The sequence below is a fragment of the Bacillus sp. SDLI1 genome, from assembly GCF_001553895.1.
Taxonomy (GTDB): Bacteria; Bacillota; Bacilli; order Bacillales; family Bacillaceae; genus Bacillus; species Bacillus siamensis.
This window is the reverse complement of sequence record NZ_CP013950.1, coordinates 2,939,860-2,953,950: the sequence shown is the minus strand read 5'-3', so window position 1 is coordinate 2,953,950 and position 14,091 is coordinate 2,939,860. Positions and strand designations below refer to the sequence as shown.

Here is a 14,091-nt window from a genome sequence, read left to right as displayed (position 1 = left end):
GGCTGCGTTCTTACTGTTTAGTAAATTGTTTCAGCAGCTCATCTTATTCGTGAAAATTCGTTCCGTCTGTCGTCGCTTTAATAATGCCCGCACGGATGACGAAATCTCCAAAGTGTTCGCCTTCCTCGCGCTCTTTCGCATAACGCGGCAGAATGGTGCGGAGCTCACGGAGAATCTCCTCTTCACCGATATTTTCCCGGTACATTTTGCTTAAGCGGCTGCCGTCAAATGCAGCTCCTAAATACATATTATATTTTCCCGGCGCTTTTCCGATAAATCCGATTTCGCCGAGCGCATGGCGGGCGCAGCCATTCGGGCAGCCAGTCATACGGATGGTGATCTCTTCATCCCGCAGTCCGTTTTCGTCAACAATGGCTTCAATTTTATCAATCAGCTTCGGCAGATACCGCTCCGCTTCGGCCATCGCGAGCCCGCATGTCGGAAGCGCGACGCAAGCCATTGAACTGCGGCGCAGGGCGGAATGCTGCCGGCCGTCTGTCAGACCGTATTGTTCGATTAATGCGCTGATTTGATTCTTTTTCTCGCTCGTCACATTGCCGATAATCAGGTTTTGATTAGAGGTGAGACGGAAATCTCCCGTATGGACTTTGGCGATTTCACGTAATCCCGTCATCAGCTTATAATCCTCATAGTCCGTGACACGGCCGCCTTCGATAAACATCGTAAAATGCCATTTTCCTTTTACGCCTTTCACCCATCCGTAACGGTCGCCGTTATGGTCAAAATGATAAGGTTTCGCCTCATCCAGCTGCCAGCCGAGGCGGTTCTCCAGCTCTGCTTTTACATTTTCCAGACCGAGACGGTCAACAGTATATTTAAATCTGGCATTCTTTCTGACGGAACGATTTCCGTAATCACGCTGAATCGTAATGGTTTTTTCCGCTACATCATACAGCTGCTCCGGTTTGCAGAAGCCGATGACTTTTGAAAGCTGCGGATAAGTGGCCGTATCACCGTGCGTCATTCCCATACCGCCGCCGATTGCCACGTTGAATCCGATAAGTCTGCCTTCTTCTACAATGGCAATGAAGCCGAGATCTTGAGAAAAGACATCGATATCATTGGACGGAGGCACGGCGATTCCGATTTTGAATTTCCGCGGCAAATACAGCGGCCCGTACATCGGTTCCGTTTCCGTATCAGGAGTGCCCGCCACCCGTTCCTCATCAAGCCAGATTTCATGATAGGCTCTCGTGCGCGGAAGAAGGTCGTCACTCAGTTTTTTCGACCATTCGTACACTTCCGCATGGATTTCAGACTGATACGGATTTGAAGCGCACATGACGTTTCGGTTGACATCTCCGCAGGCCGCAATGGTATCAAGCAGCGCCGCATTGATTTTCTGAATCGTTTTTTTCATGTTCCATTTTAAAATCCCGTGCATTTGGAACGTTTCGCGCGTTGTCAGCTTTAATGTATTGTTTCCGTATTTTTGCGCCAGTTCATCCATGACAAGCCATTGTTTCGGAGTTGACACGCCGCCTGGCATCCGGACGCGCAGCATGAATTGATAAGCCGGTTCAAGCTTTTGTTTCTGACGTTCGTTGCGGAGATCGCGGTCATCCTGCAGGTAGCTGCCGTGATGCTTCATCAGCCGGTTGTCATCGTCCGGGATGCCGGCTGAAATCCGGTCAAGCATGACTTCTTTCAATGTACCGCGCAAATAATCACTTTTTTCTTTAATTTCCTCAACATCACTTGGAGGGCCTTCCGGCGCTTTTAAAATGTTGTTCACCATGCTGAATAAGCTCCTTTCAAACCAAAATCAATATACGTCACGCTGATAGCGTTTTTTCTGCTGCATGTCTGCCAGGAAGCTTGCCGCTTTTTCACGGCTCATGCCGCCTTCCTCCTGAATGATATCGAGAAGCGCCTGGTGCACGTCATGCGCCATATGCTGTTCATCACCGCAGATGTATACGGCGGCTCCCTGCTGCAGCCATTCATACAGCTCTTTGCTTTGTTCTTTCATACGGTGCTGCACATATACTTTTTCCTCCGAATCCCGGGAAAAAGCGACGTCCATTTTTGTAAGTACACCGTTTTGCAGCCATTTTTGCCATTCCGTCTGATACAGAAAATCAGTGACAAAGTGCTGATCTCCGAAAAACAGCCATGTTTTCCCTTCAGCTCCGGTTTCTTCACGCTCCTGCATAAAGGAACGGAACGGCGCGATGCCTGTCCCCGGTCCGACCATGATGATCGGTGTATCCGGGTTTTCCGGCAGCTTGAAGTTTTGGTTGTGCTGAATGTAAATCGGAAGCGTATCTCCCGGCTGGAGTCTTTCCGCACACAGAATGCTGCAGACGCCTTTTCGTTCTCTGCCGTGCGCGTCATATCTGACCGCTCCGATGGTCAGATGCACTTCTTCCGGATTCGCTTCTAAACTGCTTGCGATCGAATAGAGCCGGGCCGGCATTTTACGCAGGATAGAAAGAAAGTCTTCCGCGGACACTTCCCACGGACCGAAATCCCGGACGAGATCAAGCAGGTCACGGCCGTTGATGTATGCTTTCACCTGCTCTTCATTTCCTTCGGCCAGAAGTTCACTCAGCTTTTTGTCAGTCGTAAACTGCGCGGCCTTTTGCAAGAGCGGTTTTGTTAACACTGTAATTTCAAAATGAGAAGTAAGCGCGTCTTTCAGCGGACGGGTCTCTCCTTGCTTATTCACCGCCACTTCCTGTTGTGGGTCCCATTTCAGCTCATTGATCAGCTCATCCACAAGCGCCGGATCATTTTCCGGATAGATGCCGAGGCTGTCCCCGGGCTGATACGCGAGACCCGATCCTTCAAGCGAAAGCTCCAGATGGCGTGTTTCTTTATTCGAACCGCGCCCGTTCAGATTGATGTTCTCAAGAACCTCCGCCCGAAACGGGTTCGTTCTGGAATAAACGGATTCACCGAAAGCCGGCGTCTCGGCAGGAGCTTCAGCCGTTTGGTTTCCCGCTCCTTCGTTCAGGCCGCCGATAACCGCATCAAGCCATTCTGAGAACGGTTCATCATAATCAAGATCGCAATCAACCCGGGGCGCAAGCTGCGTGCCGCCGAGCTCTTTAAGACGCTCGTCGAACTCTTTGCCGGTCTGGCAGAAAAATTCATACGAGCTGTCCCCGAGCGCCAAAACGGAAAAACGGAGCGCTTCAAGCTTCGGCGCGCGTCTGCCGTGAAGAAATTCATGAAAAGCCAGCGCGTTATCCGGCGGATCGCCTTCTCCGTGCGTGCTCACCACGATCAGTAAATTGTTTATTTTTTTCAGATTATTCGGCTTAAAATCGTTCATCGACGCGACGGTGACTTGGAATCCCCGTTCCTCAAGCGTCTTTACCGTCTGTTTCGCAAGACCCTCCGCATTTCCCGTTTGCGATCCGTATAATACGGTCACTTCTTTCGAGACTGCCGGGCTTTCTGCCGCAGCCTGGGGAGCGGGTGCGGCTGCTTCACCGGACTCGGACCGGGCCGCAGCCAAATAACCGCTCAGCCAGATTTTCTGTGATTCTGTCAAGGTCGGCAGAAGGCGGTTAAGGAGCTCTGCCTGCTCCTGATTAAACGGACTGTTCATGACCTGAAGTTGCAACGATATCCACCTCACAAGGAATTAAACGTAACGTACGTTATTTCTATAGGAATTGTCAAAATAATATTCTAATTGAAACTTTACCGAAAGTTTGTGTGTAAGTAAAATATATAATCATGATGATAATGATTAAGATTACTAATGATTAAAAGCCCTTTGCACTTGGGCAAAGGGCTTACACGAATAAGCCGGCGGGCACTTCGTTTATAAAAGGAGAGAGTTCTCCCGGAGACAGCACGGTCAGATGATGCATCGCGCGCGTGCAGGCCGTATATAACAGCTTGCGGTCATGCCCGCTTTTGTACTGGTCAGCAGAGGCGTCAGCGACAATGACGGCGTCAAACTCAATGCCTTTTGCCAAATACACAGGAATGACGCATACCCCTTTTTGAAAAGGCTGGTTTTCTTTATTGATCAAACGGACACCGCTCCCGGCGCTGACTGTCTGAAACACTTTTTTCGCTTCCGCAGCCGTTTTGCAGATGACTGCGATCGTCTCCCGGCCTTTTTGCCTGAGCTCCCGTATTGTTTGAGTCAATTGCTCGCGGCGCTCTTTTTCAGTATCCGCCCGCAGAACCCGCGGTTTTTCCCCGTTCCGGTTAAAAGGCTCAATGTCATCACCGTCAGCCAGCAGCGCTTTCGTAAATTCAACAATCTGCCGCGTCGATCTGTAAGTCCTCTTCAGGCTGACATCCTTTTCTGCGCCATTGCGGAAGCAGCCGGCGAGTGAAGAAGGACCGGTAATGGTGTGTGCATAAATCGACTGGCTGACATCACCGAGCACTGTCATTTTTGCAGCCGGGAAGATGCTTTGAATATACGTGAGCTGAAAAGAGGAATAATCCTGCGCTTCATCAATGAAGACGTGCTTCATTTGTGTATTTATTCTTTTTCCTTCTATCAGGTCCTGCAAATACAGATACGGAGCGGCATCTTCATAGGGGAGCGACCGTTCTGCAAATGCGCTGCGGGTTAAAGCGCCGATGCTCTGCCAATGATCGGGCTTTTCATCAGCTCCCCAGTCTGAAAACAGCCGGAGGTACATCCGTTTTATATCGAGAAAGCCGAGCTGTCTGACGGCCTGCTTAATCGGTTTAAAAGCTTTGCGGACAATAATGGCGCCGAGCAGGGACTGTTCACGCTGGTGGTCGTCAAATACAGGTTCATCATCCGCCGCTTGCTTCTTAAGTTTTTGATAAACCTCAGCATAATCTTCTTTATCAAGCAGCTCACTCTCCTGCAGCACCCATTCCTTCTTACGCTCCTTTTTTTCGAGTGCGCTGATTTCCGTAAGAAGCCATTCCGCCGTCAGCTCCGCTCTGTTCGGAATCGGCAGCTGCTTATCAAGCGAATAAAAATAGGCTTCAATCCGCTCTTTTGAAATCAGGATGTCTCCCCGGAAGCTGATCTGTTTACATATCAGGCCGGAGACCGAAAGCGACCCGGCATAACGGTCAATCATGGCCTGAAAAGCTGGTGACGCTTTGTAAGCAATGGCTTCGAGCCTTACGGAAAGGGCTTCCTGATTCTGCTCGGTCAAGCAATATTCGAGCTGTTCGTACGGGCTTTCACATTCAAACTTTCGTCCGAGCCGGCGGGCGATATATTCCTGAAACGTGGCCTGCTCCATATTTTCTTCTCCCAGTTCCGGCAATACGGCGGAAACGTAACTGTTGAACAAAATGTTCGGAGAAAACAGCACGATCTGACGGGCGTCAAGCACACCGCGCCCGCGGTACAGCAAGTAAGCGGCCCGCTGAAGCGCCGCGGATGTTTTCCCGCTTCCGGCGGCTCCCTGAACGATGAGATATTTGCTTTTTTCATCACGAATGATTTCATTCTGTTCTTTTTGGATGGTTGACACGATGTTTTTCATCTGCTGGCCGGAATGGCCGCTCAGCACCTCTTGCAGCATTTCGTCACCAATCGTCATATCCGTGTTAAACATCGCTTTAAGCGTCCCGTTTTTAATGATAAACTGCCGCTTCAGTGTGATGTCGCCTTCTATCGTTTCTTCCGGAACTTCATAGCGGGCTTTTCCCGGGGAATATTGATAGTAAAGAGATGAAATGGGCGCACGCCAATCGTAAATGAGAAAATGCTCATTGTTTTCATCCATTAAAGAAGTCAGCCCGATATAAATCTGCTCGGCAATGGACTCCCCTTTTTCCGTAAAATCGACACGGCCGAAGTAAGGAGAGGCTTTCAGCTTTTGGATTTTTTGAAGCTGCCGGTATTGAAGCCGATGCGTCCGTTCACGTTCTGAAAGCATTTCAGCCTGCTGTTTAATGCTTGAAAATGTTTCCGCCGCTTCATGGGCATCATCCAAATTAACCGTGACATCATCCCAAAACGTTTTTCTCAGGCCGACAATATCCTGCTTCAATCCGCCCGATGATGCTTCAAGACGCGTTTGTTTCTGATCCAATTCCTTCATGACAAAATTGATTCTTTCCTGCTCTTCTTTCCATTCTTCATCACGTTTTGCCATCAGCGGCACCTCCGACATCAAGCTGACAAATCCGGCTTTCTTTACACAAACATATTATTCAGCATTATAGTCAAATACCCTTTTTCTTATCATATCGGGCGTCTTTTTTATCCGTTATGCAAAAAAACCGATTTCTTTTATGAAATCGGTTTTTTACTGATCTATATGATAGGAACGAATCGGCAGGCGCCACCTGAAAACATAACTGCAGATGCGGCATGCCACAAGCACTAGGAACAGCACATACAAACCTGCGGCATTCCCGGCCCAGCCGAGGCCCACGATTAATCCTCCGAGTGCGGCCCAGACTGCATAAATTTCCGACTTGAGCACAAGGGGCTTCCTGCCCGCGAGCAGATCCCGTATGATACCGCCCCCGCTTCCGGTCAGCACCGCGGCCGCAACCACCGCGCTGAGCGGATGGCCCATTTTCACGGCATATAAAGCGCCTTGGATGGCAAACGCCGAAAGCCCGATGGCATCGGATAAGTTGCCCCATTTACTCCAATGTCTTAACAGCAGCTTCGGAAACAAAAAGACAATCGTAACTGATGCGAGAGCGATTTGAAAAAACGCGCCTTGCTCCCACAAGGCGGAGACCGGAACACCGATCAGCAGGTTTCGGATGGCTCCGCCGCCGAACGCCGTTACAATCCCCAAGATATACACGCCTAAAATATCATACTCCTCTTCCATCGCAACAATCGCTCCGCTGACCGCAAACGCAATGATGCCGATTACACTAAGCAGCTCCCAGGCCATTCCATATGCTCCTTTTTATTTGTTAAATTTTCTGACGACCATTAGATTTTATAATCGCTTTCTCTTAAAATCAACCTTGTTTTTGAAAGATTCTGATTCCAAAATCGGGACAACTGCATTCAGCATGGCTGGAGGCGAGAATATTTTCCTATTTTATACTATACTAGGAGGTTTAATGGAAGTTTCATTGAATACCTTCTCTTAACAAAAAAGGGGGGTTATAAGATGAAAATCAGTTCACTTGTTTTTCCAGTTTTATTGGCCGCCGGATTAATACCCGGCCTGCCGTCAGCCGAAAACCATACGCATTCGCACACTCATGCGGAGCCGGCCAAAACGGTGTATACGGACCCGCTTCCGAAAGCCGATCATTTTAAAGATCTGAAAGGTCCGGTTCAGATTGAACAGACGGTTGATACAAAAATTCTGGATGAAAACGGTAAGCAGGTCGGAACGAAACGATTCGACGCCAATGTCAATCAGGATAAAGCTTCAACTAAAGCCAGCACGGGCTCTCAGAAGGTCAAAGTGCTGGCGGTGGCGGACGCTGAATACCGCGCCAAATACAGCGACTGGCAAACGCGAATCGTTCAGATCGTGGAGCAGGCTGATGTCGCCTTCAACCGTGATCATAACATTGATTTTGTCGTACAGGCCGTGCAAGCCTGGAATTCCTCCGGCTCAAACAGTTCTCAGATTTTATCAAATCTCCAAAGCAGCTTCAGAAATCAAAATTATCATTTTGTCGTCGGTTTTACCGCAAAATCGAGTTTTGACGCCGGCGGTATCGCGTATGTATATAACGGCAAACCTAGCGGCCCGGCTTTCAGCGTGAACCTTGATCAAGGAACGGCCAACACGGCGAAAGCGGCCCAGCACGAGTTTTCCCATAATTTCGGACTTCAGCATGACGCCCAAGGCAGCGGCATCCGCTGCGTCATGAATTATGATTATGCCTATTCCGTGGATATTTGGGACAGTTCCCATAACAGACAGATTGAGACTAACAAAGCTTGGTACAGATAATAGAAAAAGAGCCGCTCCCATGGAGCAGGCTCTTTATTTTGCCGTGCGTTCTGCTTTGACAAAACACATGCAGACAATAATGAGAATAAATGCCGTCAATGCTAAGAATGGAATGGTAATAAAACCGAACCAGTTAATATATTCAGAGGAGCAAGGCACGCCGTAGACGCACGGCTTGATGCCGCTGAAACCGGGCACCTTCTGCTCAAGGTAATGCATGATCGATATAAACGCGCCGATGACGGCCATCGGCAGCACATATTTTTTCACGCGCGTGTCACCCTGAAAGGTGGCGATTCCTAAAATCAGGACAAGCGGGTACATGAGAATTCTTTGATACCAGCACAGCTCACACGGTATGAATTTTCTGATCTCGCTGAAATATAGGCTGCCGAGCATGGCAACAAGAGCTATCACCCAAGAAGCATATAAAAATACGATTCTATTTTTCATTTTTCAGCTCTTTCTTAATCGTTTTTGAAATCTCCTCATAATTAGCGAATTCTTTAATCACTTTGTCATTTACGTAAATCGTCGGTGTCGCCGTGATGTTTAATTTATCATTCAGGTCAGTGTCAGCTTTCAGCTCTTTTGCGAAGGTTTCTTTATCAAGGTTTTCCTTCAGCTTGGCAGGATCAACCTTTTTCGCGGTGCTTTTGACCGTCTTTTCAAGCAATGCAGGCGTGACCCATTCCTGTTCGCTTGACGGCTGCTCTTCAAACAGCTTTTCATGGAAAGTCCAGAATGATGCCGGGTCTTCCTTCCACACCTCTTCTGAGGCAAGTGCCGCCAGACGCGAGCCGGTTCCGTGGAACATGACGTTCACAAATGAAAATTTCACGTCGCCTTTATCGATAAAATCTTTTTTGATTTTCGGAAAGATATCGCTGTTAAATACTTTGCATGACGGACATTTGTAATCTCCGAATTCAACTACCGTAACAGGCGCGCTGTCTTTGCCGAGCACGGGCTGTCCTTTAATGGAAGGCTGTTCGGCGGCTGTTTCGCCCGCTTTTTCCGTTTGGTTGTTAATAATTACGATGGCCGCAAATAAAACGACAACGATTAACGTCAGAATCACCGCAAATTTCGCAGACGATTGTTTCTTTTTCACTCAGACACCTCATTGTTTTTAAAATAAAAAAGAAGCGGATGCCGGATGGCCCGCTTCTCTATTTTACCAAGACAACCTTGTTTAAGAAAACCCTGAAAAACGAATTATCTTTGACAATTATTCCGCTTTCACTCTCATGACGCGCATCGCGTTGGCAACGGCGATCAGCGTGACGCCTACATCTGAAAAGACGGCTTCCCACATGGTGGCGAATCCGAATGCGCCAAGCAGGAGAAAAATGATTTTCACGCCTAAAGCAAATCCGATGTTCTGCCAGACGATCCGGCGTGTTCGGCGTGCAATCCGGATGGCTTCGGCTGCTTTTGACGGCTGGTCTGTCATCAGGACGACATCGGCCGCTTCGACGGCGGCATCAGAACCGAGAGCCCCCATGGCAGCTCCGATGTCAGCTCTGGCAAGCACAGGCGTATCGTTAATCCCGTCACCGACAAACATCAGTTTTTCATTCGGTGCAAGCGCCGCTTCGAGTTCTTCGACTCGGTCTACTTTGTCACCCGGCAGCAGTTCTGTATACACGTCATCAATACCGAGCTCGCGGCCGACCGCTTCACCGGTCTGCTTTGAATCACCCGTCAGCATCACTGTCCGTTTGACGCCAAGCGCTTTTAAACGGGCAATGGCCTGTTTGGCGTCCTCTTTGATTTCGTCGGCGATCACGATCGCCCCCGCATATTGCTGATTAACGGCAACGTAAACGACGGTTCCGTTGTTTTCAGCTGTGCCGAAAGCGATTTGTTCTTTTGCCATCAGTTTTTGATTTCCAGTCAAAATCGTTGATCCGCCGGTTTTCACCCGAATGCCGTGTCCGGGTATTTCTTCATATTCTTCAATCTCCTCAGCCGCGAGCGGTTGATTGTAAGCCTCACGGATGGATGAAGCAATCGGATGATTGGAATGGACTTCGGCAAGCGCAGCCGCATGAAGCAGGCTGTCTTGTGTAAATCCTGGCGCCGGTTTGATATCAGTAACGGCGAAATTGCCTTTCGTTAAGGTTCCCGTTTTATCAAACACGGCGTATGCCACCTGATTGAGCGCTTCTAAATAGTTGCTGCCTTTCACGAGCACCCCTGCTTTAGACGCGGCTCCGATACCGCCGAAAAACCCGAGCGGAATGGAGACGACGAGTGCGCACGGACAAGAAATCACAAGGAAAATCAGCGCCCGGTACACCCAGTCGGATAGCGCGGCTGAAGGCACGAGAAGCGGCGGTAAAAAGGCGAGAAGCACCGCAACAATGACAACGGCCGGTGTATAGTACTTGGCAAACTTCGTAATAAAGTTTTCCGTTTTCGCTTTGCGTCCGGCCGCATTTTCGACCAGATCCAATATTTTTGATACAGCAGAGTCTTCATATCCTTTAGAGGTTTCAATATGAAGCACGCCGTTCTGGTTCATAAATCCGGCCATCACATCTTGCCCCGGCTCCGCTTTTCTCGGCACGGATTCGCCCGTTAAAGCGGAGGTATCAACCATCGATGAGCCGCTCAGCACCTTTCCGTCCAGCGGAATCCGTTCTCCTGGATTCACGACGATGACCTGTCCGACTTTGACGTCCTGCGGCGGAACGGCAGTCATGCCGTTTTCCGTTTTCACATTGGCGTACTCAGGACGGATGTCCAATAACGCGCTGATCGATTTTCTGGATCGGCTGACGGCAGCTCCCTGAAACAATTCACCGATTTGATAGAACAGCATGACCGCGACGCCTTCCGGATACTGATGAATTATAAATGCGCCGATTGTCGCAAGCGCCATCAGAAAATGCTCATCAAATACCTGGCCGCGGACAATATTTTTTCCCGCTCTGGCTACGATATCGCCGCCGATGATCAAATATGAAGCAAAAAAGAGCAGAAACTCAAGGACGGCGCCTGTGTGCGCGAAGTAAGCAATGACGGCCAAAACGGCGCCCGCCGCCAATCTCACTAACATCAGCTGCAGCTTTTTGCGGTATTCATCCTCGCCGGGTTTGTCTTCATGCTTCGAACGGACGGTCACATGAGGATCAATGGACTTTACTTTTTTTGCAACTTCATCTTTCATCCATTGCTCATCTTTGCCCCCGGCCGAAACTGTAATGGTGCTTGCCGCAAAATTGACAGCACAGCCGTCGATGCCGTCAATGGCTTTTACGCCGTTTTCTATTTTTTTTGCACAGTTGCTGCAATCAAGTCCGTCTAACACAAATTCACCTTTTGCCGCTTTCATTTTCGACTCACCCTACTTTCCGTAATAGGATTCCCATAATATCAATGCAGCTAAACGAAATTATATATATGAGCATATGTTCATATAGTTGTTTTTTATATTATATGCAAGTTTTGAATAAAGTGTCAATAAAAAAGACAAAACCGGCATCAGCCGATTTTGTCTTTTTTCACCTTCTGTAAACGCAAAGCATTAAGGACGACCGATACCGAGCTGAACGCCATGGCGGCGCCTGCCACCCACGGAGCCAGAAAGCCGGCTGCCGCAATGGGAATGCCTATGGTGTTGTAGCCCAATGCCCATCCTAAATTCTGCTTGATGTTTCTCATAGTCAGCCTGCTCATGCCGATGGCGTCGGCAATGCCGTTCAGATCTCCGCGGATCAGCGTAATGTCCGCTGCTTCCATTGCGATATCGGTGCCGGTGCCGATGGCCATCCCGATATCGGCCACAGCCAGCGCCGGAGCATCATTGATGCCGTCGCCGACCATTGCCACGCGCCGGCCTTCTTTTTGCAGCCGGGAAATCTCCGCTGCCTTTTGTTCGGGAAGCACTTCGGCAATCACGCTGCCGATGCCTGCGGCTTTAGCAATGGCTTCCGCCGTCTTTTGGTTGTCACCGGTCATCATGATGACGTCAAGGCCCATATCCTTCAGGCGTTTCACCGCAGCCGGAGATGTTTCTTTGATCGTATCGGCGACTGCGATAAGCCCCGCCGCTTTGCCGTCTGCCGCAATAAGCATCACCGTTTTTCCTTCCGCCTCCAAGCGGGTCATGTGCGGAAGCAATGCTTCATGTTCAATGTGTTCCGCTTCCATCAGCCGTCTTGATCCGGCAAGAATCGTTTTCCCGTCAGCCTCTGCATAGATTCCGGAACCGATCCGGGCTTGGAAACGGGTTAGTTTCGGAATGGAAATCCCTCGTTTTTCGGCTCCTGAAACGATGGCTTCTCCAAGCGGGTGCTCCGATCCCGCTTCAGCGGCAGCCGCCAGCCGCAGGAGTTCCTCTTCGTTCATTCCCGCTGCCGGTACGGCGTCTGTCAGCACCGGTCTGCCGTTTGTCACCGTTCCGGTTTTATCCAGTACGATTGTCGTCAGACGCTGGGTCTTTTCTAAGTGCTCTCCGCCTTTAAAGAGAATGCCGAATTCAGCGGCGCGGCCGGAGCCCGCCATAATGCTCGTCGGAGTGGCGAGCCCGAGTGCGCACGGACAGGCAATGACAAGCACGGCGATGAATTTGCCGATCGCTTCAGAAAACTGTCCCGGCGCGGCCCATACATACCAAATGAGAAAAGTCAGCACGGCCAGCCCCAGCACAATCGGGACGAAAATGCCTGAAATGTGATCTGCGAGCCGCTGAATGGGGGCTTTTGATCCTTGGGCTTCTTCCACGATTTTAATAATGTGTGCAAGCGCGGTATCTTTCCCGACATTCACCGCTCTGATTTTGAGAAAGCCGTTTGCATTGATCGTCGCCCCGGTGACGGTGCTTCCGGGAGACTTATCTGCAGGCATGCTTTCTCCCGTTATCATCGATTCATCAATCGCGGAATGGCCTTCAATCACTTCGCCATCGACAGGAACGCGTTCTCCCGGTTTCACGTATACGATGTCCCCCGTCCGGACCTCGTCAATCGGAATCACCTGTACCTTCCCTACCCGCTCGACCGCCGCCGTCTTCGCCTGAAGCTTCATTAACTTTTTAATCGCTTCTGATGAGCGGCCTTTTGCTTTCATCTCTAAAAGCTTTCCAAGCAAAATCAAAGTCAGCAAAATGGCGCTCGTTTCATAATAAAGCCCCTCGGCATGGCCGTTTCGTCCGAGAGACGCAATCGTCATGTACAGGCTGTACGCGTAAGCGGCCGTCGTTCCGAGCGCAACGAGAACATCCATATTGGCGCTTTTATTTCTCAGCGCCTTGTACGCTCCCGTATAAAAAGGCCAGCCGATGACGAGCTGCACCGGGGTGGCAAGCGCGAATTGCAGCCACGGATTCATCAGGATATCCGGCATCCAGATAAAAGAAGTAAAAGAAAAATGGCTGACCATCGACCATAGAAGCGGAAAGGAGAGAACGGCAGAAAATATCAGCCTGATCAGCTGTTTACGCTGTTCTTTTTCCTTTTGAGATAATCCGCCGCCTTGGCCGTCCGCTTCCTTATCTTCTAATCGATAGCCGAGTTTTGCCACGGTCTCTTTCAGTTCTTTCGGTGTCACTTCTTTAGGGTTGTATTCAATGGAGACCGTTTCAAGGGCGAAATTCACCGGCGCGTCCACAACGCCCTCTATTTTGTTCAGGCGCTTTTCAATCCGATTGGCACAGGCGGCGCACGTCATGCCTTCAATCTGAAAATCGGCTTTTTCCGTCACGACGTGATAGCCGAGTTTTTCAATTTTATCCTTTATGGCGCCAGCTTCGATTTTGTCAGGCTGATAGGAAATATTTGAGGTCTCAAGCGCAAGATTGACGGAAGCGTCATTGACGCCGTCCATCCGTTTCAGTCCTTTTTCAATTCTTGAAGCGCAGGCGGCGCATGTCATGCCTCCCACTTGAATGGTCATTTCTTTCGGTTCACTCAATGCCCTCACCTCTTCTCACAAACCCCCAGGGGGTATCATTTTCATAAAAGAAAACCGCGCCCGTTCCCGAAGCGCGATATACCTTATACGACGTCATACCCTTGATCTTCAATCGCGTCTTTTATATCTGATACGGAGACTTTGTTCTCATCAAACGTCACATCCACCTGTCCGGCTTCCAATTTCACCTGAACCGCCGTCACTCCGTTCAGTTCTCCTACTCCGGTCTCTACTGCTTTGACGCAGTGCTGACAGGACATGCCTTCGACTTGCAGTGTTTTTTGTTCCATGATAA

10 protein-coding genes are annotated in these 14,091 nt (G+C 49.7%); 1 reads left to right on the top strand and 9 read right to left on the bottom strand.

The annotated features are described in order from the left end of the window. Positions 1-43: 43 nt before the first annotated feature. The 4 genes from cysI to AUL54_RS14285 form a co-directional block, all read right to left on the bottom strand. Positions 44-1,759: an assimilatory sulfite reductase (NADPH) hemoprotein subunit gene (gene cysI, locus AUL54_RS14300; RefSeq protein ID WP_060964278.1), complete on the bottom strand. Its 1,716-nt coding sequence runs from the start codon at positions 1,757-1,759 to the stop codon at positions 44-46. Between the two features lie 27 nt (positions 1,760-1,786). Continuing rightward, a complete protein-coding gene (locus tag AUL54_RS14295) occupies positions 1,787-3,595 on the bottom strand; it encodes an assimilatory sulfite reductase (NADPH) flavoprotein subunit (RefSeq protein WP_060964277.1) in 1,809 nt (602 codons plus the stop codon). Between the two features lie 175 nt (positions 3,596-3,770). Continuing rightward, complete coding sequence (helD, locus tag AUL54_RS14290; protein ID WP_060964276.1) at positions 3,771-6,086, bottom strand: RNA polymerase recycling motor HelD; 2,316 nt, start codon at positions 6,084-6,086, stop codon at positions 3,771-3,773. Between the two features lie 153 nt (positions 6,087-6,239). After that, positions 6,240-6,848, bottom strand: coding sequence for a trimeric intracellular cation channel family protein (locus tag AUL54_RS14285; protein WP_016937932.1), 609 nt, complete (start codon positions 6,846-6,848; stop codon positions 6,240-6,242). A 225-nt stretch (positions 6,849-7,073) separates the two neighbouring features. Here AUL54_RS14285 and AUL54_RS14280 point away from each other — a divergent pair, with 225 nt between their 5' ends. Then, positions 7,074-7,874, top strand: a complete 801-nt coding sequence (locus tag AUL54_RS14280; RefSeq protein WP_060964275.1) for a zinc-dependent metalloprotease — start codon at positions 7,074-7,076, stop codon at positions 7,872-7,874. Positions 7,875-7,907: 33 nt separating this feature from the next. On the opposite strand, the gene AUL54_RS14275 is transcribed toward AUL54_RS14280, so the two are convergent. The 5 genes from AUL54_RS14275 to copZ all read right to left on the bottom strand — a co-directional run bounded on the left by AUL54_RS14275 (position 7,908) and on the right by copZ (position 14,086). Beyond that, a complete protein-coding gene (locus AUL54_RS14275) occupies positions 7,908-8,327 on the bottom strand; it encodes a disulfide oxidoreductase (RefSeq protein ID WP_013353605.1) in 420 nt (139 codons plus the stop codon). Further along, a complete protein-coding gene (locus AUL54_RS14270; RefSeq protein ID WP_060964274.1) occupies positions 8,317-8,988 on the bottom strand; it encodes a disulfide bond formation protein BdbD in 672 nt (223 codons plus the stop codon). The genes AUL54_RS14275 and AUL54_RS14270 overlap by 11 nt, the downstream gene beginning before the upstream one ends. Before the next feature lie 117 nt (positions 8,989-9,105). Next, entirely contained in the window at positions 9,106-11,217 is a 2,112-nt protein-coding gene (locus AUL54_RS14265) for a heavy metal translocating P-type ATPase (RefSeq protein WP_060964273.1), read from the bottom strand. A 149-nt stretch (positions 11,218-11,366) separates the two neighbouring features. Further along, positions 11,367-13,796, bottom strand: a complete 2,430-nt coding sequence (locus AUL54_RS14260; protein WP_060964272.1) for a heavy metal translocating P-type ATPase — start codon at positions 13,794-13,796, stop codon at positions 11,367-11,369. A gap of 83 nt (positions 13,797-13,879) precedes the next feature. Next, positions 13,880-14,086 carry a copper chaperone CopZ gene (copZ, locus tag AUL54_RS14255; protein WP_015240581.1) on the bottom strand — a complete coding sequence of 69 codons (207 nt, stop codon included), beginning with the start codon at positions 14,084-14,086 and terminating at the stop codon, positions 13,880-13,882. Positions 14,087-14,091: the final 5 nt, after the last annotated feature.